The sequence below is a fragment of the Pseudomonas sp. GM84 genome (assembly GCF_000282535.1).
Classification (GTDB): Bacteria; Pseudomonadota; Gammaproteobacteria; order Pseudomonadales; family Pseudomonadaceae; genus Aquipseudomonas.
Map to the genome: position 1 here is coordinate 17,570 of NZ_AKJC01000074.1, position 20,572 is coordinate 38,141.

Annotated in this window: 14 protein-coding genes; 5 read left to right on the top strand and 9 right to left on the bottom strand. The window is 65.6% G+C overall.

Annotated features, from left to right (window positions below; all coding sequences use genetic code 11):
- Nucleotides 1–15: 15 nt before the first annotated feature.
- The 6 genes from PMI38_RS04730 to PMI38_RS04755 form a co-directional block, all read right to left on the bottom strand.
- Nucleotides 16–1,155: an acyl-CoA dehydrogenase family protein gene (locus PMI38_RS04730; RefSeq protein WP_008091294.1), complete on the bottom strand. Its 1,140-nt coding sequence runs from the start codon at nucleotides 1,153–1,155 to the stop codon at nucleotides 16–18.
- A gap of 15 nt (nucleotides 1,156–1,170) precedes the next feature.
- Nucleotides 1,171–2,367 carry an acyl-CoA dehydrogenase family protein gene (locus PMI38_RS04735; protein ID WP_008091296.1) on the bottom strand — a complete coding sequence of 399 codons (1,197 nt, stop codon included), beginning with the start codon at nucleotides 2,365–2,367 and terminating at the stop codon, nucleotides 1,171–1,173.
- A 9-nt stretch (nucleotides 2,368–2,376) separates the two neighbouring features.
- Nucleotides 2,377–3,564 carry a lipid-transfer protein gene (locus PMI38_RS04740; RefSeq protein WP_008091299.1) on the bottom strand — a complete coding sequence of 396 codons (1,188 nt, stop codon included), beginning with the start codon at nucleotides 3,562–3,564 and terminating at the stop codon, nucleotides 2,377–2,379.
- Between the two features lie 341 nt (nucleotides 3,565–3,905).
- Complete coding sequence (locus PMI38_RS04745) at nucleotides 3,906–4,706, bottom strand: enoyl-CoA hydratase/isomerase family protein (protein ID WP_008091300.1); 801 nt, start codon at nucleotides 4,704–4,706, stop codon at nucleotides 3,906–3,908.
- Between the two features lie 16 nt (nucleotides 4,707–4,722).
- The gene (locus PMI38_RS04750; RefSeq protein ID WP_202949536.1) at nucleotides 4,723–5,850 is read right to left on the bottom strand and encodes an acyl-CoA dehydrogenase family protein; all 1,128 of its coding nucleotides are present in this window, start codon (nucleotides 5,848–5,850) and stop codon (nucleotides 4,723–4,725) included.
- Between the two features lie 150 nt (nucleotides 5,851–6,000).
- Nucleotides 6,001–8,712, bottom strand: coding sequence for a LuxR C-terminal-related transcriptional regulator (locus tag PMI38_RS04755; RefSeq protein WP_008091305.1), 2,712 nt, complete (start codon nucleotides 8,710–8,712; stop codon nucleotides 6,001–6,003).
- A 164-nt stretch (nucleotides 8,713–8,876) separates the two neighbouring features.
- Here PMI38_RS04755 and PMI38_RS04760 point away from each other — a divergent pair, with 164 nt between their 5' ends.
- The 5 genes from PMI38_RS04760 to PMI38_RS04780 all read left to right on the top strand — a co-directional run bounded on the left by PMI38_RS04760 (nucleotide 8,877) and on the right by PMI38_RS04780 (nucleotide 15,569).
- A complete protein-coding gene (locus PMI38_RS04760; protein WP_008091307.1) occupies nucleotides 8,877–9,650 on the top strand; it encodes an enoyl-CoA hydratase/isomerase family protein in 774 nt (257 codons plus the stop codon).
- Nucleotides 9,651–9,694: 44 nt separating this feature from the next.
- Nucleotides 9,695–10,939, top strand: coding sequence for a thiolase family protein (locus PMI38_RS04765; protein WP_008091309.1), 1,245 nt, complete (start codon nucleotides 9,695–9,697; stop codon nucleotides 10,937–10,939).
- Nucleotides 10,940–11,026: 87 nt separating this feature from the next.
- Nucleotides 11,027–11,941 (top strand): SDR family NAD(P)-dependent oxidoreductase, encoded by a 915-nt coding sequence (locus PMI38_RS04770; RefSeq protein ID WP_008091310.1) that lies wholly within the window; start codon nucleotides 11,027–11,029, stop codon nucleotides 11,939–11,941.
- Between the two features lie 109 nt (nucleotides 11,942–12,050).
- The gene (locus PMI38_RS04775; protein ID WP_008091311.1) at nucleotides 12,051–13,622 is read left to right on the top strand and encodes a class I adenylate-forming enzyme family protein; all 1,572 of its coding nucleotides are present in this window, start codon (nucleotides 12,051–12,053) and stop codon (nucleotides 13,620–13,622) included.
- A 144-nt stretch (nucleotides 13,623–13,766) separates the two neighbouring features.
- A complete protein-coding gene (locus tag PMI38_RS04780; RefSeq protein ID WP_008091313.1) occupies nucleotides 13,767–15,569 on the top strand; it encodes an acyl-CoA dehydrogenase in 1,803 nt (600 codons plus the stop codon).
- Nucleotides 15,570–15,626: 57 nt separating this feature from the next.
- Here PMI38_RS04780 and PMI38_RS27465 read toward each other — a convergent pair whose 3' ends face one another.
- From PMI38_RS27465 to PMI38_RS04800, 3 genes are all read right to left on the bottom strand, one after another.
- On the bottom strand, nucleotides 15,627–17,948 hold the full coding sequence (locus PMI38_RS27465; RefSeq protein ID WP_008091315.1) for a DUF1214 domain-containing protein: 2,322 nt from the start codon (nucleotides 17,946–17,948) through the stop codon (nucleotides 15,627–15,629).
- A gap of 100 nt (nucleotides 17,949–18,048) precedes the next feature.
- Nucleotides 18,049–19,095: an NAD(P)-dependent alcohol dehydrogenase gene (locus tag PMI38_RS04795; RefSeq protein WP_008091317.1), complete on the bottom strand. Its 1,047-nt coding sequence runs from the start codon at nucleotides 19,093–19,095 to the stop codon at nucleotides 18,049–18,051.
- 18 nt (nucleotides 19,096–19,113) lie between these two features.
- The gene (locus tag PMI38_RS04800) at nucleotides 19,114–20,571 is read right to left on the bottom strand and encodes an acyl-CoA reductase (RefSeq protein ID WP_008091319.1); all 1,458 of its coding nucleotides are present in this window, start codon (nucleotides 20,569–20,571) and stop codon (nucleotides 19,114–19,116) included.
- Nucleotide 20,572 lies beyond the last annotated feature (1 nt).

A 20,572-nucleotide genomic window follows, 5' to 3' on the forward strand; every position in this document is an offset into this window, starting at 1 on the left:
AATTGTTGTTGTCGTTCAGTCGAGCAGCTCGGCCTGCAGGGCGGCCGCACAGGCGGCCTCGTGGCTGTCGCTGCTGCCCAGCAGCAGGTCGGCGACCACGGCGTGCTTGTAGTAGTGGCCCACCAGGTACTCCTCGGTCATGCCGATGCCGCCGTGCAGCTGGATGCCATGGGCACAGACCCACTTCGCGGCGCGACCGATCAGCATCTTGGCGCTGGAGAGGGTCTTGTCGCGGTTCGACGGGCTATCGTTGGCCACCGATGCCAGGGCCGCATGCAACATCGAGCGGGCAAGCTCCGTTTCCGCCGCCATGTCGGCAATGCGGTGCTGGAGCGCCTGGAACGAACCGATGGGCACGCCGAACTGCTGGCGGACCTTGAGGTACTCGGCGGTCACTTCGAGGGTCTTCTCCATGCCACCGACCAGCCCGGCACACAGCGCCACGATGCCGTGGGCAAGCCCTTGGCGCAGGGCAGCAAGGCCCTGCCCTTCAGCGGTCAGCAGGGCGTCAGCCCCCACCTTGACGTCCTCCAGGCGCAGCTCCTGCACCCAGGTGCCGTCGTGCAGGGGCAGTGACTGGCGCACCAACCCGGCGCTGTCGGCGTTCACCCACAGCAGGCTGACACCCTCGGTACCGGTGACGTGCGCCGAAACGATGAAGGCCTGGGCACCGTCAGCCCCCATGACCAGGGTCTTGGTGCCATTGAGGGTGAACCCTTCGCCGCTGCGCTCGGCGCGCACGGCGACGGTCTCGGGCATGCCACGTGAGCCCGGCTCGCTGTAGGCCAGGGCAATACGGCATGCGCCTTCGGCCAGTTGCGGTAGCCAGCGGGCCTTGTGCACGGTGTTGTCACAAGCGGCCAGTGTCTGCGCGGCGAGTACCGCGCATCCCACATAAGGCTCGAGCACCAGGGCGCGCCCCAATTGCTGGGCGATGATGGCGGTCTCCAGCAATGAGCCTCCGAGCCCTGCGTATTCCTCTGGCAAGGCGGCCATCAACCAGCCCTGGGCGGCGAAGATGCCCCAGTTGTCGGCGCTGCCGTTCTTCCCGGCCCCCAGCAGGGCCATGCGCGAATCGAAGCTGTAGGCCTTGTCGACATAGCGTCGCACGCTGTCCTGCAGCAGTTGTTGTTCCGAAGTCAGCTCGAAATCCATACCCGTTTCCTGCCCTTAGAGTTGGAACAGCAGCTTGGCGATGATGCCGCGCTGTACTTCGCTGGTGCCGCCATAGATGGTGGAGGCTCGGCGGAAGAACATTTCGTTGGCGATACCGGTCGCCAGGGCCTGCAAGGGGTAACCCTGTTGCAGGTTCGGTTCGTGGGGATGCGGGTAGGCGATCGCGCCATAATCCCCCAGGGCTTCCACCTGGGCTTCGGTGATGCGCTGCTGGAACTCGGTCGCGCGGATCTTCAGCATCGAGCCCAGGGTGTGGGACTCTGGCCGGTGCTCCTGCTCCAGGCGGGCCACGCGCTGGACCAGCATCTCCAGGGCCTGCAGCTCGGCCTCCAGGCGCGCCAGCTTCAGCGCGAATACCGGGCGCTCGCACAGACGCTGGCCGTCAGCCTGCAAGGTCGAGGCAAACAGTTTCAGCTCGCGCATGTAGCGCTTGAGCTCGGGCAGGTCGGCGGTCGTGGCATGCTCGTTGTTGAGCAGGAACTTGGTGATGCTCCAGCCCTGCCCTTCCACGCCGATCAGGTTCTCCACCGGCACGCGGACATTGTCGAAGAAGGTTTCGTTGAGGTGGTGCGCATCGTCGATGCTGCGGATCGGCCGCACGGTGATACCCGGGGTGTTCATGTCCACCAGCAGGAAGCTGATACCCGCCTGCTTCTTCACGTCCGTGTCGGTGCGCACCAGCAGGAAGATCCAATCGGCATGGTGGGCGTAGCTGGTCCAGGTTTTCTGGCCATTGACCACATAGTGGTCGCCATCGCGCACCGCACGGGTACGCAGCGAAGCCAGGTCGGAGCCCGATCCAGGCTCCGAGAAGCCCTGGCACCAGAGGCGCTCGCCCTCGAAGATGGCGGGCATGTGCTGCGCCTTCTGCTCGGGGGTGGCGAAGGCATTGAGCACCGGCCCCAGCAACTTGTGCACGAAGCCGTCCTGGGTCGGGGTACCTGCGGCACTGCATTCATCGTCGAAGGCCAGGATCTGCGGCACGGTCCAGCCGGTGCCGCCATGTTCCTTCGCCCAGTAGGGCGCGCCCCAGCCGCGCTGGTTGAGGATCTTCTGCCAGCGCATCACCTGTTCACGCGGTGACCGGGTAGCGCGGCGAAGCCCTTTTAGGTCCGCCGGGACGTCCTCGTCGAGAAAGCGCCTGACTGCCTGGCGGAATGCGACCAGGCTCGAATCGGGAGTGAAATCCATGATCCTTCCTCAGTTCTTGCGGTAAAGCGTGACCACGCAGGCCCCACCGATACCGACGTTGTGCTGCAGCGCGACGCGCGCACCCTCGACTTGCCGCTGCTCGGCCTGGCCACGCAGTTGCTGGACCAGTTCGGTGCATTGGGCAAGGCCGGTGGCGCCGATGGGGTGCCCCTTGGACAGCAGACCACCGGAGGGGTTGACCACATAGCGGCCACCGTAGGTGTTGTCGCCATCATCGATGAACTTCTGCGCACCGCCCTCCGGGCACAGCCCCAGGGCCTCATAGGTCAACAGCTCGTTATGGGCGAAGCAGTCGTGCAGCTCCACCACATCCACCTCGTCGGCGCCGATTCCGGCGATTTCATAGGTCTGTCGGGCCGCCGCACGGGACATGGAGAAACCGGCCAGGTCGCGCAGGTCGCCGGACTGGAAGGTTTCCGCACCATCGGTGGTCAGCGCCTGGCCGGCGATCACCACGGTGCTGTCCAGGCCATGCCTGCGGGCATAGGCTTCGCTGCACAACACCACCGCCGCAGCGCCACAGGTCGGAGGGCAGGCCATCAACCGGGTCATGACTTCCGGCCACATCACTTGATCGGCCATCACCTCTTCGGTGGTCACAACCTTGCGGAACACCGCTTTGGGGTTGTTCGCGGCATGCCGGCTGGCCTTGGCGCGGATCTTGGCGAAGGATTCCATCGGCGTGCCAAAGCGCTTCATGTGCTCCCGGCCGGCGCTACCGAACAGGCGCAAGGCGTTAGGAATGCCCGCCGCCTCTGGCAAGGCCGCATCGCACTGCTGCATGAACAGGTCCAGCGGCGCTGGCCGGTCGCTGAAGGTGTTGCCCAAGGCACCCGGGACCATCTGCTCGAAGCCGACGGCCAGCACGATATCCACCATGCCGCTGGTGATGGCCTGGTTGGCCAGGAACAGGGCGGTGGAGCCGCTGGAGCAGTTGTTGTTGACGTTGATCACCGGGATGCCGGTCATGCCGACGTTGTAGAGCACGCGCTGGCCACAGGTGGAATCGCCGTAGATGTAGGCGGCGTAGGCCTGCTGGATGGACTCGTAGCCAACGCCGGCATCGGCCAGGGCCAGACGAACGGCCTGTTCACCCATTGCCACATAGGTGTCGCTCTGGCCAGGCTTAACGAAGGGAATCATGCCAACGCCCGCGACGACGACTTTCTGCCTCATGTCTTTCTCCTCAGCTTTGGGTATCCCGCCTACCGTTGGGCTCGTGCCCTGCGGTACTGGCTGGCAGGCTCTTGAGCTTCAAGAGTAAGCATGCCCCTTCCTGGGTCGCCCCTCTCCATTAGGGGAGGGGCTGCGGACGCCCGGTCTGCCGTTGTTTTCGCCAGTCTGGCACCCTGCCGGTGGCATTGAACAGAGACCGACGAAGTGGCCGTCTGGTATGGCATGAACGACCTGCTCGACCCCCGTTTGAGTGGCTGAAACCAGCACGAACACCACCCGCGAGCCTTCGCTCCGGGTGGTGATGTCAAAAACGCAACCGCAGACTGCGCGGCGCGGCGGTTTCAGGACGCCGGCAGCTCGGCACCGACGTAGGCCAGCGCTTCCTTGGCGAGGAACCGGCGCACCGCCTCGGCATGGTACTGACTGGCCCCGCACAGCGACTGGGCCGCCGCTTCCAGCTGGTTCATGGTCGCCCGATCGGTCTCGAACGAGCGGTTCAGCAGGGTCTTGGCCAGGGCCAGGGCACGCGGCGGCGCGTCATCGAATTGCCGCGCGTAGTCCAGTGCCCGCGACAACAGCTGGTCCGCCGGCACCAGGGCCTGGGCCAGGCCCAAGGCCAAGGCTTCCTCAGCGCCGATGGCGCGCGCGCTGAAGATGATCTCCTTGGCCCTTGCCAGGCCCACCAGTCGCGGCAGGACATGGAACATCGAAAGGTCCGGCACCAGGCCAATACTGACGAACGACGCCATGAGCCGGGTGCGCGGGGTCACGAACATGAAATCCGCCGCCAGGGCCAGGGAAAACCCGGCCCCCGCCGCCGGGCCGTCCACGGCTGCGATCACCGGTTTTTCCAGGGCCGCCAGCTCACCGAGCCATCGCTGGTGGCCAAGCACCAGGTCACGGCCAAAGAACACCGGGTCGTCGCTCGCCGCGTCGCCCGCAAGGTCGGCACCGGCGCAAAAGGCTCCGCCCGCGCCGGTGAGCACCACCGTCCGCACGGACGGGTCCTGGCGGGCGGTGCTGACCGCCCCCTGCATGCCCTCGGCAACGGCTGCATCCAGCGCATTGCGCCTGTGCGGACGGTTGAGCGTGATCACCGCCGTGTTGCCGAGCTTTTCGTAGCGCACTGCTTCGTCTGTCATGGCCATTCCTCCCTGATTACAGGTTGCGAGCGATGATCACCTTCTGGATGTGGCTGGTGCCTTCGTAGATCTTGGTCACCCGCACATCGCGGCAATAGCGCTCCACCGGGAAGTCGCTCAGGTAGCCGTAGCCGCCATGGATCTGCAGCGCATCGGAGCAGACTTTCTCGGCGATCTCGCTGGCGAACAGCTTGGCGATGGAGGCCTCCTTGGCACAGGCCACGCCGGCCTGGTTCAGGCGCGCCGCATGCAGCATGTAGGTGTGGGCCACCTCGAATCGGGTCGCCATGTCGGCCAGGTCGAAGGCCACGCCCTGCAAGTGGATGATCGGCGCACCGTAGGCCTCGCGCTCCTTGGCATACTTCACTGCCGCTTCCAGTGCGGCCCGCGCTGCGCCCACCGCCACGGCAGCGATGCCGATGCGGCCTTCGGACAGGGTGCCCATCAGGCGTTTGTAGGCACTGCCCTCCTCGGCCAGCAGGTTCGCGGCCGGAACCCGGCAGTTGTCGAGCTGGATGGCAGCGACCTGGGCCGAACGCTGGCCCATCTTGCTCTCCACGCGGGTGACGGTGTAGCCGGGCTGGCGCGGGTCGATGATGAACATGCTCGGGCCTTTGCGACCCTCCGGCGTATCGGTGACCGCGGCGATGGCAAAGGCGATGCCCGCCTCGTTGCCGTTGGAAATGAACTGCTTGCTGCCATTGAGCACGTAGCTGTCGCCTTCGCGACGCGCCATGGTGCGAAACGCTGCGGTGTCCGAGCCGGCCTGGGGCTCGGTGAGCAAACCGGCGGCGATCAGTTCGCCGGAGACCATGGCCGCCAGGTACTGGTCTTTCTGCGCCGGCGTGCCGTAGCGATGGAGCATGTCGGCCATCCCATTGTGCACATGCAGGATGGTGGCAAAGCCCGCATCGGCCGCGGCGAATTCGGTGATGGCCAGGCAGTACTCGGCAAACGACATGCCCGCGCCACCGAACGCCTCGGGGATGTGCATGCCCAGAAAGCCCAGCTCTGCCACCGCCTTGAGTTCGGCATGGGGCCAGGCCCCGGTGCGGTCGCGCTCGGCGGCCGTGGCCGCCACCACTTCCTGGGCCACCTTGCGGGCGGCATCACGGATCATGACTTCCTGTTCGCTCAGGAACACTGCGGATGTATCGCTCATATTTTCCTCACACGCTAGAGAAAGGCCATGCTGCAGCCAGGGGCACGCAGCGCACTGACCGGAGCATGGCGCTCGCCCCGCGTGCGTGCGCCTCCCCTCTGGGTAGGGGGACCCGATTGGCCAAGCGTCCGCCTATCTCAGCAGCCCCTGCTGGCGTGCCAGGGAAATCGCCGCATAGCGGCTCGACACGTCCAGCTTGGCGAGGATGTTCTTCACGTTCCACTTCACCGTGCCGAACGTGATGTTGAGCGTCAGCGCGATACGCTTGTTCGACATCGCCTGGGCCACCAGGCCGAGAATCTCCAGCTCCCGAGGGGTCAAGCTGGGGCGAGGCCCATTGCTGGCGTTGCGTGTCGGGACCCGCTTCACGGGTGCTTCCTCTTGCGTCTCCCGGACGGCCAGCAGGTGCTCCAGGTAATCGGCCAGCAGCGGCTCCAGTGCTACGTCCCGGCGCCAGCCTTCGAGCAGCTCGACGAGCGCGGCGCCCTGATCGAGCACGGTGCGTACCAGCCCCAGCCGCGCAGCGGTGCCGATAGCGCCTTGCAAGTGCTCCCTGGCGGCGTCTTGCTGGCCCAGGTCATGTTGTGCCAGCGCACCGAGCAGGCTCGCCTTGACCTGCGTGCGCACACAACCGACCGCGGCCGCGAACGCGCCCACGGCGTCCAGGTCTTCCAACGCGCGCGCGGGCTCCTGCGCCGCCAACGCCAACCGAGCGCGCGACATGGCGGCCACTGCGGCAATTTCGTCACGTGTCTCGGCGCTGTTCGGTTCAGCCGCCTCCAGCGCGGCCAGCCGCGCCACCAGCTCTGCCGCGCGGCGCATCTCACCCTGCCCCACCAGCAACCTGACCTGCTCGGCCAGCACCAACGCCCGCGGGCGTTCCAGGCCCAGCACATGAAAGTGCGCAGCCTGGGATTCGAGCAGATCCAGCGCTGCCTGGGGCGACTCGCGCTGCGCGCTGATGCGGGCGCGGTTAAGGGAGGCGCGGGCCATCACATCAGGCATGGAGGAACGCAGGATGCCGCTGCGATTGGCCAGCACACTCAGGGCATCGTCGATCCGGTCCAACTCGTAGTAGGCATCGCAGAGCGTGGCGGCGCACAGGTTGGCGCAGACCGAGCCACGCCCGTAGGCTGTCTGGGCTCGGGACAGGATGCTGGCCCCCAGGCGCGCGGCCTCGCGAGCGTCGCCATGGGCCAGGCTGGCCATGGCGCGGGTGTTCTCGAACACCATGGCCATGTCGTTGTCACTGTCCTCGGCATGGATCGGGTGCTGTGCATGCAACGCGCTGGCGGCGTCCAGACGCCCTACGGCAAGGTAGGCGCAGGCCAGGGCCGACAGGCCGATGTAGCGCAACGAGCGATTCTCCAGTGGCGCCCGATAGGCCGGCTCCAACAGGCCGACCACCCGGCGCGGCTGGTCCAGCTGCAAGGCAATGGCGGCATCGGCGAGGGCAAACTTGGACGAGATCGCCGGGTTGCGCGCCGCCTCGGCGCGACGGATCTGTTCCAGCCAACGCCGTGCCTGCTCCGGGCGGGCGGTGAAGGCATACGTCAGGCAACCCAGGATGAACAGCCGCGGATGGGCAAACAGCGTCTCTTGCGGCAGGCGCTCCAGCAAATGCAGCATGGGGCTGATGTAGGCCATGCTCCAGGCACTGGAGGCCGCCTCTTCCATGGCCTTGACCGCATAATCCACATCGCCGCCCAGATTGGCGTGTCGCACCGCCTCCACCAGGTAGTCGTGCTCGGCGAACCATTGGCTGGCCCGCCGGTGCAGCCCCTCTACCTGTGACTCGCCGCGTGCCGACAGGCGCTGCACGAGAAACTCGCCGAACAGCGGATGGAAGCGATACCAGGGCAGGTTGTCATCGGACTCGATGCGGTACACCAGCAGGTTCTCCTCCTCGGCCCGCTTCATCAAGGCATGCGCTTGCGCGTTGCCGGTGACGAACTGGGCCAGTTCGGCATTGAAGCGCCGAAACAACGACACCTTCTCCATCAACTCGATCATTTCGGGCGCCAGGCAAGCGACCACATCCTCGGCCAGGTACGCCTGCAGGTCGCTGGACTTCCACAGGATCGAGCGCAATTGCGAGCGTTTGCCCGGACGAACCCTCAGCATGGTGGCGATCGGTTGCAGGCTGGCGGGCCAGCCACGGGTGACGTCGTGGATCAGGCGCTCCTCATCGGCACTGAGCGTCAGGGTCGTGAGGTTGTGCTGGAAAAAATCCCGCGTCTGCTCAAGGCCGAACGGCAATTCGGCCGAATCGATCTCGGCCACCTGCCCTTGCATGCGCAGGCGCCCCAGGCTCAAGGACGGAGCGGCCCTCGAAGCGATGGTGAAGTGCAGGTTGACCGGGCAGTGGTCCAGCAGCTTTTGCATCAACCGGTGAGCGGCGCTGGATTCCACGTGATGGAAGTCATCCATCAGCAGGTGCAACTCCTTGCCCACCGCCTCTGCCTCGCGGGTGACGATGGCGATCAGGGCGTTGATCGACGGCTCGCTGCCGTCGCACTGCAGCCACTCAGGTTCGATGGCGATGCCCAGGCGCTGCAGGGCGTGCAGCAGGTAGGCGAGGAAGCTGGCGAACTGCCGGTCGTCGAGGCTGAACGAGATCCAGGCCACATCCAGCCCGGCACGCATCAACTCCAGTCGCCACTGCGCCAGCAGGAGGGTCTTGCCGAAACCGGCGGGGCCTGTGATCAGCGTCGCACTGCCGTACTGCGCCTCACGCAGCCGGGCAAGCAGCGGCTCCCGGGCGATATGCCGGGCATTGAGGCGCGGCGGTGAAAACTTGGTCGCGACCAACAGGTCGTCGGCGTCGATGACAGATGTGGACATGCTCATTTTCTCCACCTTCGTAAGTGTTCGTGACGTCGCCTGCATCCTGCTACAACCGCAGGGAAGTGGACCCCGTCCGCAAGGGGGGGGGTGTGTCCGCAAGGGCCTCGCGTAAGTTCGGATCCAGGCAGAAAAGCCCTGTGAATTGCGAGCGAGGTGATGAGATGAGCGAGTCCGTATCGTTTGAAGTGAAGGGTCAGGTGGGCTGGATCACCTTGACCCGCCCCAAGGCCATGAACGCCTTGAACCCGGAAATGCTGCAGGCCATGACGGCGCGCCTGGACGCCTGGGAGCACGACGATGGCGTGCGGGTGATTGCCGTGACCGGCACCGGGCCGGCCTTCTGCGCCGGCGCCGACCTCAAGGTCGGTGGCACGCCGCAACCCGGGGAAAAGGACCTGCTGGACAACATCGTGGTGTTCTTCGATGCCCTGCGTGCCTATCCCAAGCCTGTGATCGCCGCCGTCAACGGGCTGGCCCTGGCCGGTGGCCTGGAAACCGTCCTGTGCTGCGATTTCGTCATCGCCGCAGAAAGTGCCCGCTTCGGCGATGCCCACTCCAACTTCGGTGTATTCCCCGGCGGCGGCGGTGCCGCGGTGCTGCCACGCAAGATCCCCGAGAACATCGCCAAGTACCTGCTGTTCACCGGCGACTCCCTGCCCGCTCGGGACATGAAGCAGTACGGGCTGGTCAGCGAAGTGGTGGCCGATGCCGAGCTGGTGGCGCGGGTCCAGGCCATCGGCGACAAACTGGCCGAAAAGAGCCCGCTGGTGCTGCGCAAGATGAAGCGCGTGGCGGACGCCGCCGGCGACAAATCCCGTGCCGATGCCCTGCGCCACGAACTGCTGGAGCTGCGCGACCACCAGCGCTCTTACGACATTGCCGAGGGCATCCGCGCCTTCGCCGAAAAGCGCAAGCCGAACTTCAAGGGCTATTGAGCCGGGCGCCTGCCCTCCCCTTACCAGAACGATTCGAGGCAACGATGGAAAACGTATACATAGTCGGTGTCGGCATGACCCCGTTCGGTCGCCACGCGGACAAGACCATCAAGCAGCTCACCGCCTGGGCTGTGGAAGATGCCCTCAAGGATGCCAGTTGCGACCGCAAGTGGATCCAGGTCGGGTTCTTCGGCAACTGCACCCAGGGCCATTTCGATGGCCAGCACATGATCCGCGGCCAGGTGGCACTGCTGCCGCTGGGACTGGAAGGCATCCCGCTGTTCAACATCGAAGGCGCCTGCGCCTCCTCCAGCCATGCCTTCAACCTGGCGGTCACCCAGCTGCGTGCCGGCGCCGCCGACATCGCACTGGCGGTGGGCGCGGAAAAGATGTTCTACAGCGACAAGTCGAAGATGTTCTCGGCCTTCGAGTCGGCCTGGGATATCGAGACGTTCGAGGAAAACAAGCAGTACCTGGCCGCCATGGGCAAGGACATCGTGCCGCCGCCAGGCTCGCAGTCGCCCAAGCCCTACAGCCCCTTCATGGACGTCTACGCCGCACTCGGCCGTGGCGGCCTGATGGAGCGCTTCGGCATCACCCAGCGGCAACTGGCGGCCGTGTCCTCGAAGAACCATGGCCACTCCGTGCACAACGAACGTTCCCAGTACCGCAATGCCATGAGCATCGAGGAAATCCTCGCCGCGCCACCGATCACCTACCCCATCACCCTGCCGATGTGCTCACCGATTTCCGATGGCGCCGCCGCGGCCATCCTCTGCACCGAATCGGCACTGGCGAAGTACGGCTTCGACAAGCGACGTGCGGTCAAGGTGCTGGCCAGCGTGGTGCGCTCGGCCTCGGCACGTGCCGCCGATGACTTCGACAAAGGTTGCACCTACCAGGCCGGCAAGGCGGCGTTCGAACAGGCTGGCATCAGCGCGCAGGAGGTCGACGTCGCCGAAGTGCATGACGCCACCGCCATCGGCGAGCTGCTTTCCATCGAGTCGCTGGGCCTGTGCGAACCCGGCATGAGCGGGGTCATGGCCGAACGTGGCGACAGCGCCCTGGGCGGCCGCTTGCCGGTCAACCCGTCGGGTGGCCTGGAGTCCAAGGGCCATCCGATTGGCGCCACGGGCATCGGCCAGATCTTCGAGCTGGTCGAGCAGCTGCGTGGCAACTGCGGCAAGCGCCAGGTCGAAGGCGCGCGCATCGCCCTGCAAGGCAATGGCGGCGGCCTCTGGCGCGTGGAAGAAGCCACCGAACACGTCGGCATCTTTGCCCGGGGCTGATCTGTTTTGGAGAACGGCAACCGGGGGAACCCACGCAGTTTCCCCGCCGTTCTCCACCTATTACACTTTCTCAAGAGGACTCAAACCATGACTATTCGTTTCGATGACCGCGTTGCCATCATTACCGGCGCAGGCAACGGCCTGGGCCGCGTCCATGCCCTGCAACTGGCCGCTCGCGGCGCCAAGGTCGTGATCAACGACTTCGGCGGCAGCCGCGATGGCTCAGGCAGCTCCACCGAAGCCGCCCAGGCCGTGGTCGAGGAGATCCGGCAGGCCGGTGGCACCGCCATCGCCAACGGCGCCAACGTGGCCGACTACGAGCAGGTCCAGGCCTTGGTCAAGCAGACCGTCGAGGCCTTCGGGCGCGTCGACATCCTGATCAACAATGCGGGCATCCTGCGTGACAAGTCCTTCAGCAAGATGGACATGGCCGATATCCAGGCCGTGATCAACGTCCACCTGATGGGCTCGATCCACTGCACCAAGGCGGTGTGGGACCTGATGCGCGAGCAGAACTACGGCCGCATCCTGATGACCACCTCCGCCGCCGGGATCTTCGGCAACTTCGGCCAGGCCAACTATGGCGCGGCGAAGATGGCGGTACTGGGCCTGATGAACATGCTGGCGATCGAAGGCGTGCGCAACAACATTCGCGTCAACACCCTGGCCCCGATGGCCGCCACCCGCATGACCGAAGACGTGATGTCGGCCGAGCTGCTCGCCGCCAGCCGTCCCGAGCAGGTCAGCCCGGGCGCCTTGCTGCTGGTCAGCGAAGAGGCACCGACCAAGCTGGTGCTCAGCGCCGGTGCCGGAGTCTTCTCGGCCCTGCGCATGGAAGAGACCACGCCGGTATTCCTCGGCGGTGCCGACCTGACGCCGGAAGCCATCCTCGCGCAAATGGACCGCATCACCGACTGGAGCAACACCAGCCCACGCACCGATGCCAACCAGCAAGTGCAGCTGTTCATCGAAACGGCGATGAAAGGCCTCAAAGGCCTCTGACACGCCTCGTTTCGCGGCACTCATGTCACCCCGCAAGTCGCCGGCCTGCGGGGTTTCGGGTTTCGCTCGGGCCCTGCTGGCGGCCCGGGCAACAGGAGGGACGACAATAATGACAAGAATGAACTTCGCCCGCACGATGGGTAATCTCGCTGTCCGTTTCGCCGACCGCGAGGCGCTGGTCAATATCGAGCGCCAGCGGCGCTACAGCTTCCGCGAACTGCATGCACTCACCAATCGCATCGCCAACATGTTTCGTGAGCGTCTGGGCCTGGTGCGCGGTGATGTCTACCTGTGCATCCTCGACAACGACAGCCTGTCGCTGCTGCACGCCTGGACCGCCATGAAATGCGAGGCCGCGGGCGCCTATACCAATTTCCGCGACGCCCTTGAGGAGCATCGGGCCCAGATCGCACTGATCCGTCCCAAGGTGGTGATCCTCGAAAACGCGCTGCTGGCGCGCTACGGCGACATGCTCCAGGCGCAAGGCATCCAGGTGGTCTGCATGGACCGTCCGGAGCAGCCCCGCGACGGCTTGCTGTACTTCTGGGACCTGCTCGAAGGCGTGAGCGACGCCACCCCTGGCACGGTCCACGAAACCCAGGTGGACGTCGTGTCCTACCGTTTTACCGGTGGCACCACCGGCGCCAGCAAATGCGTGCCCTACACCCTGGACAACTGGTTGGCCCTGCGCGACTCCATGTACATGGAGAGCGAGCAGCCGTACCAGCCGGACACCCGCTTCCTGCACATGGCACCCATCAGCCATGGCTCCGGGCTGGGCCTGTTGCCCACGCTGTTCCGGGGTGGCTGCACCGTAACCCAGAACGTGCCGGACCTGACGCAGTTGTGCCGCAACATCGCGGCCGAGCGCATCACCATGACGCTGCTGGTGCCGACCATGATCTATCGGTTGCTGGAACTGCCGGCGGCCAGCGACCATGACCTGTCGTCGCTACGCACCCTGGCCTACGGCGCCGCGCCCATGAGCCCGGCCAAGTTGCGCCAGGCCCAGGCGCGCTTTGGCAACATCTTCATGCAGATCTATGGTGCGACCGAATGCCTGCATGCCGTGGCGATCCTCGGCAAGGCCGACCACCTCGATGCCAGCGACCAGCAGATTGGCAGCGCCGGGCGCATCGCCGCAGGGGCCGAGGTAGTCATCGTCGACGACCAGGGCAACCCCGTGGCACCGGGTGAGACCGGTGAGCTCTGGGTTCGCTCCCGTGGCACCGTCTCTGGGTACTTCAAGAACCCCGAGGCCAGCGCAGCCGAATTCGTCGACGGCTTCTGGAAATCCGGCGACCTTTGCTACCTCGATGAAGGGGGCTTTCTGCACCTGGTCGACCGCAAGAAGGACATGATCATCACCGGCGGCTTCAACGTCTACGCGGTCGAAGTGGAGGCTGCCCTCAACGCCCATCCCGCCGTGTCCAACTCGGCCGTGGTGGGTGTTCCCCATGAGGAATGGGGCGAAGCGCTGCATGCCGAGGTGGTGCTCAAGGCGGACCAGCAGGTCAGTGCCGATGCCTTGATCGAGTACGCCAAGGGCTGCCTGGGCCGCTTCAAGGTGCCCAAGTCGATTCTGTTCGTCGACGCCCTGCCCGTGAGCGTGGTCGGCAAAGTGCTGCGCCGCCAGGTACGGGAGAAATACTGGCAGGACAAGGCGCGACGCGTGTCCTGAAGCCACACGGTCCGCGGATCGGTGCCGGCGACGGTGCGGGTCCGCAGGCCCGGTTGCCCCCGCCCTCCCCCCCGTTAAGGGAGGACGCCGCCACCCACGACAGCAGGTCTACTAGGCGTTCGATCTTCGCCTGCGAGCCTTGCCATGACCCCTCGATTGCTCAACGAACGTGAACTGAATTTCCAGCTCTACGAACTCCTCGATACCGCGTCGCTACTCGATCGCCCCCGCTACGCCGAGCACGACCGCGCCGTCTTCGACGCCACCTTGCAAACCGCCCGCACCCTCGCTGCCAACTGTTTCGCCCCGCACAACCACAAGGGCGATACCCATGAACCCAGTTTCGATGGCGAGCAGGTCCACCTGATTCCCGAAACCAAGGCGGCCTGGGATGCCTTCGCCGAGGCCGGGTTCCTGGCCGCGCACCACGACGCCGACGACGGCGGGCTGCAATTGCCGGAAGTGGTACTGCGCGCCAGCATGGCCTACTTCAATGCGGCCAATATCGCTTCGGTGGCCTACTGCTTCCTGACCATCGGTGCCGCCAACCTGGTCAAGAGTTTCGCCTGCGACGCCCTGCGCCAGCGCTTTCTGCCCCCCATGCTCGATGGCCGCTTCAGCGGCACCATGGCCCTCACCGAACCCGGGCAGGGCTCGGCCCTCGGCGACCTGCGCACCAGCGCACGCCCCGCTGCAGACGGTAGCTACCGCCTGTTCGGCCAGAAAATGTTCATCTCCGGTGGCGACCACTCGCTGACCGACAACATCGTGCATCTGGTGCTGGCACGGCTTGAAGGTGCCCCGGCTGGGGTGAAGGGTATTTCCCTGTTCCTGGTGCCCAAGTTCCTGGTCAACGCCGACGGCAGCCTGGGGCCGCGCAACGACGTGGCCCTGGCCGGCCTGCTGCACAAGCTGGGCTACCGCAACACGTCCTCCACCGTGCTCAACTTCGGCGAGCGCGAGGGCGCCGTCGGCTATCTGGTCGGCGAGGCCAACAAGGGCCTGGGCTACATGTTCCAGATGATGAACGAAGCGCGCATCGGTGTGGCCCTAGGTGCCTCGGCGCTGGCCTACCAGAGCTTTGTCCAGGCCTTGGACTATGCCCGCGAACGCCCCCAGGGCCGCCTGCCGGGCAGCAAGGACCCGTTGTCCCCCCAGGTGCGTATCGTCGAGCACGCCGACGTGCGTCGCATGCTGCTTCAGCAGAAGGTCTACGCCGAAGGCAGCCTGGCGCTGTGCCTGTACGCCAGCAGCCTGTTCGAGGACAGCCATACAGCGCCGGATGAGACGGCACGGCGCAACGCGGGCGAACTGCTGGACCTGCTGATCCCCATGGTCAAGTCCTACCCGTCGCGCTACGGCGTGATCGCCTCCGACATCGGCATCCAGGTACTCGGGGGTTCCGGCTACATCCGCGAATACCCGCAAGAGCAGAACTATCGCGACAACCGCCTGAACCCTATCCACGAGGGCACGGAAGGTATCCACGGCCTTGACCTGCTCGGCCGCAAGCTGCAACAGCACGCGGGCGCCGGCTACCGGCTGTTCCTCGACCAGGTGCGCAGCACACTGGCCGAAGGCCGGCGCAATGAACGCTGTGCGGCGCTCGCCGATGCCCTCGCCGCCGCGCTCGCCCCACTGCAGGCGGCCAGTGAAAGCCTGCAGGACCAGGTCGCTGCCGACGCAAGCCTCGGCCTCAGCAACGCCACCGCCTACCTCGACCTGTTCGGTCGCGTGCTGGTGGGCTGGCTCTGGCTACGCATGGCGCTGGTCGCCAGCCAGGCGCTGGAGACCGGGGCGCAGGGCAGCGAAGCGGACTTCTACCAGGGCAAACTGCAGGCAGCACGCTACTTCATGGACTGGGAACTGGCGGCGGTTCAGGCGCAGGCCAACTTGCTGATTGCAGGCAACCGCCTCTGTTTCGACATGCAGGACCGCTGGTTCTGATCACAATGCCCCTCGGCACCGCGCCGAGGGGCATACAGGCAGTGCACGGATGACGGCTCAGGAGGCGGGTTGCGCCTCTGGCAGCTTCCAGCGTCCGTCAACAATGCTGGAGTCGGGCAGGTAGTAACGCACCATGTAGTTCCAGCCCTGCATGATCGGCAGGCAGTTGGCGACCTGCGCCGTGCAGCCGCCAAAGCGTATGTCGATGCTGCCGTCCTCGCCCTGCTTCGCCGTCAGGCTGTTGAGGCTGTAGGCCTGCGAGGCGTTGGGTACGAAGTACCCCTGCGCGTTGTAGACACTGACAGACCAGAAAGCCCCCACCGGCACTTTGCCGACCGTCAACCGATAGGGCGTGGCACCGTCGTTACGCACGGGGGTGACGATCTGGTAGAACGCGTCCTTCTCCGGGTTACCGCCCCAGGCGATGGCGCTGCCGACCAGATGGCGCAACGGATCGACCTTTGCCTCCCTGCCAAACATGCCGCGCGAGTCCGGCACACCCTGGCCCAGCACCCGCAAGGCGGCCCGCAGGGCGTCCTGGCTGGGCTTGTCCCAGGCAGGCACCTCGAACTGCCCCGGCCCGGCGGGCTGGCTCGCGCCGATGCCATCCTGCAGGGCCCAGGCCTTGCTGACATCGGTGGGGTTGGCAGGGTCCACCAGCGTGCGCACGCCGATCAGTACGTAGCGCGTTCCGGCCGTTTTGCGGTCGAAGCGGTAAGTACCGGCACCGTACTTCATGCCGAGCACTTCGTGGTTTTCATTGATGGCGGTGAGGGACATGTAACGCCGCTCGGCATCGGGCAGCGTCACGGTCACGGGGCCGGCATCCAGGTCGAAGACAGCGGTGGAATACAGCGTGTCGCGGTTTGCCCGCACCACCGATTGCCGATCCACCGGCATCAGCTCGCGCATATGGCCGAACTTGCCCAGCCCGGCGCGCATGACCGTAGCGCTGAAGTAGCGGTCGGTTTCGGCGCGAATGAAGTTGTCGAGCGTGACTGGCACGGGCCGGGGCGGCGCGACATCGGCCTGCGCGCTCAACGCCGGCGGGAAGTAGTTACCGCTCGAGACCTTGTCCTTGGCGCCGTAGTAGCGCAGCAGCAAGCGGTATTGCACACCGGCAACGGTTGGCAGCCAGTTGCCTTGCGGTGCGTCCTTGGGCTTTTGCGGCCCGAAGTACAGGGTCAGCGAGCCGTCCTTGCCGTATTGCAGCGAAGAATGGCTGTTGAGCACGAAGCGATCGAGCGGGTTGGGCAGCACGCGGAAGGTCTTCGCGTCCGTCGCCGTCACCGACCAGTAGTACTCGACCTGTTTGTCTGGCAGTTGGTCGGCAGTGAAGGTCAGCGTGTAGGTCCGCTCGCCTGACAGCGTTGCACCCTGCGCGTCCACCGCAGCACGGTAGTAGTTCACCTCCGGTCGGGTGTTGCCCCAGATACCGCCGTAGTTGACCAGGGTGCGGGTCAGGTAGTCACTGCCGTAGTTACCCGCCACGGCGGGCCGCACCCAACCGTTCACGAGGGTGCCTGGGCCGATCTTCGGCCCGGCCTTGGCCAGGTCGGCGAATGCCCGTGTGCGAATCACCTGGTCGATGCGGGCACGCTCGGCCGGATCCGCCAGCCGGCTGGCAATGGTGCGGACCTTGGCTTGCACTTCTTCCATGCCAGGGTTCAGATCGGGCTCCTGCAGGGCAACCTCAGCGACTTCGAAGGCTTCCACACCCGGCAACTGCCGTGGATCGAACAGCGGCGTGGCCGGAACGGTCGGCACGCGCGGCGTACCCATTGCCTTCATCGAGAACTGCTGCTGCAGCGCCTCGGCCTCTTTCCAGTCGCTACCCAGCTCCACACGCGAGAGCACGCGCGCGGTGCGAGCCGGCAGGTCGAGGCGCTGCACGCCTGCCGGCAAGGCTACGCTGGCGCCTTTGAGGCACACCGCAAAATCGCCGTTGGGGTGGTTCGGGAAGTTGCGTTCGTTGATGTTGGCCAGCGTCTCGCCCCAGCCATTGAGGAACTGCACGGTGTAGTAGCGCGCCTTGATGGGCGGCACATGGACCAGGGTGCAACTGCCTTCGTCCAGCGCCACCCAGCCCTCGGAATAGACCACATCCAGGTTGGGGTTGGGCCACTCCACGGCGCCGGGCTTGCGGTGCACCAGTTGGTTCCAGCCCATGCCCTGCTGCTGGTCGAGCTGCAACTGACGCAGGACCAGCAGCCGCCCAAGCAGGTAGATGTACCCATCGCTGATGTCCTGATCGGCGATGGACGTGGCCTGGAGCGGTGCCTCGGTGGTGGCTGCACGGGCAGAGGGCACCTGCCAGGCAAAAACGGCGGCAGAGAGTGCAAGGGCACTGCCGGTCAGAGCGAGAAGAGGTAAACGCATCGTTGTTGTTCTCCGTTCGGATTTACCATCCGAAAGGTTATGCCGCCCCGGCGGCTTGCCCCCCCTCCCATTCGGGGGGCATGCGCCGAAGCAAGGTGGCCTAACCGAGCGAGGCCATGTCGATCACGAAGCGGTACTTCACGTCATTGCGCGTCATGCGTTCGAATGCCTGGTTGATGTCCTGGATGCGAATCATCTCGCAGTCCGGCAACACCCCATGCTCCGCGCAGAACGCCAGCAGCGCCTGGGTCTGCTCCAGGCCGCCGATCAATGAGCCGGCAATCGAGCGGTTGTTGCGCGCCAGCAGCGCACCATGGATCGGCTCCAGGGGTTCCAGGGCCCCCACCAGCACCAGCGTGCCGTTGCGCCCCAGGAGCATCAGGTAGGGGTTGACGTTGTGCGTGCGCGGAATGGTGTCGAGGATCAGGTCGAAACCGTTGGCCGCTGCGGCCATCGCCTGCGCATCGTTGGACAGCAGCACCTGGTGGGCACCCAGCGCGCGAGCATCGTCGGCCTTGCCCGGCGAGGTGGTGATCACCGTGACCTGCGCGCCCAGGGCGACCGCCAGCTTGACGGCCATGTGCCCAAGGCCGCCCAGGCCAACCACCGCGACCCGGCTGCCCTGCCCCACCTGATACTGGCGCAAGGGCGACCAGACGGTAATGCCGGCGCACAGCAGCGGCCCGGCGTAGCGCATATCCAATGCCTCGGGCACGCGCAACACGAATTGCTCGCGCACGACGATGTGCTGCGCGTAGCCGCCATGGGTAATGTCGCCTGTCACCCGGTCGCGGCCGTTGTACGTGGGGGTGGTGCCGTGCTGGCAGTGCGGCTCCTGGCCGTCTTCGCAGGCCGCGCAGTGCTGGCAGCTGTCGACCAGGCAACCCACGGCCACACGGTCTCCCACCTTGTAGCGGCTCACGGCACTTCCGACCGCCGACACATGGCCGACGATCTCGTGGCCGGGCACGCAGGGGAACACGGTGCTGCCCCAGTCGTTGTGGGCAAAATGCATATCGGTATGGCAAACGCCGCAATAGGCGATGGTGATGGCCACATCGTCATCGCGCAGGGCGCGGCGCGCGATGCGAAGCGGGGTCAGGTCGGCGCGGGCTTCGGTGGCGCCGTAGCAGAGGCAATCGGTCATGCAGCTCACTCCTTTGGTTCAGATCGATGGGCGCAACCAGGGGGCTGGCGTGGTTTCTGGCGAGGCAATCTGGTTCGAGACCCACTTGCCCATGCGCCGCAGCGGCTCGATGGCGTCCTGGGGCGCCGCAAACTTCATGGCAGCTGCATAGCCCAGCGAAACGATGCGCTGGGCGCCATGGAGCGGCAGCACGTCCTTGAGTTCGTCCTTGATGCTTTCGGGGTACACACCGACGGTCTGGGTGTAGGCATCGACGGCGTCGAGCATGTCGTCGAGGCAGTCGACCGGCACCAGGTTGGCCGTGCGGTCGTCGAGCAGCGTCGAGAACGGTACTGCCTCGGGCAGTTGCGAACAGATGATCGCGCCCTCGCCGGACTGACCGCCGATGACCTTGTACCACTCGTCATCCAAGCGCAGCGCATCGACATGCGCCTTGAGGTTCTGGTCATAGCGCTTGGGTGCGGTGCTGAGGCTGTTGGGCAAGCCCAGCATCGCGTCATACACGTAGCCACCGAACGTGTTCAGCTTCTCCAGGCCCTGTTCGTCAGTACCCGACTGCACATAGACGGTACGGGCGCAGACACAACCTTTCTGGTTGATCGCCCCGATATCCGAGGCCAGGCGCACCGCCGCCTCGCGCATGTTCGCCTCGCTGTCGAAAACGCCCTGGCCGATGATGCTGGCACTGCGCTTGGGGTCCAGGGAGATCAGTTCGAGGCCCGGCTGAATGTACCGGGTGACATGCTTGATGGAGGCAAAACCGCCCCAGGCAACGATCTTCTCCAGGTTCTGCGGCTGGTACAGGCGCTCCTCGAACGCCTGGTCACCGCCTTTCCAGTAGGCGACGCTGAGGTGGCGCGTGAGCGGATGGTCAGGCGCCATGTCGACCATGGTGCGGGCGATGGCCGCCGCAGTGAACGGGTCGTTGGAGGGGGCTTTGATGATGGCGTCGCTGCGCAGCACCATGTTGCGGATGATGGTCCACAACGACAGCGCCACGGCATTGCCGGCGACGATGTGCAAGGTGCGCGCGCCGAAGCAGCGCACTTCCAGCTCGGTGCCATCGAGCAACTGCTGCCTGACCCAGCCCTCGAGGTACTTGATGCCCACCGAGCTTTCAACCATCTCGCTGATCACGTCACGCCGCAGCAGGTTCTGCAGGCCCATGTAGGAGGCCTTGACGATGGTCGGGGTGGTTGGTGCGGTCAGGTAGGAGAGCTCGCAGGCCTCCTGCAGGTAGGGGTTCTTGTCGAGTGTCAGGCGCTCACCGAGGGCAACGGCATAGTCGAGGATATCGTCGAAACTCAGCCGGTACAGGTCGGCCAGTTTCGTCGGGTTGCCCAGTGGCAAGCGGTCGATGTAGCGGTTGGCATCGGGTGTGCGGAACGTCAGGTCGCCGCCCCGGCCACCGACTTCGATCAGGTTGTCGGTGATGACTTCGCCGCGCAGGATCATGGGTGCGATTGGATGGGACATG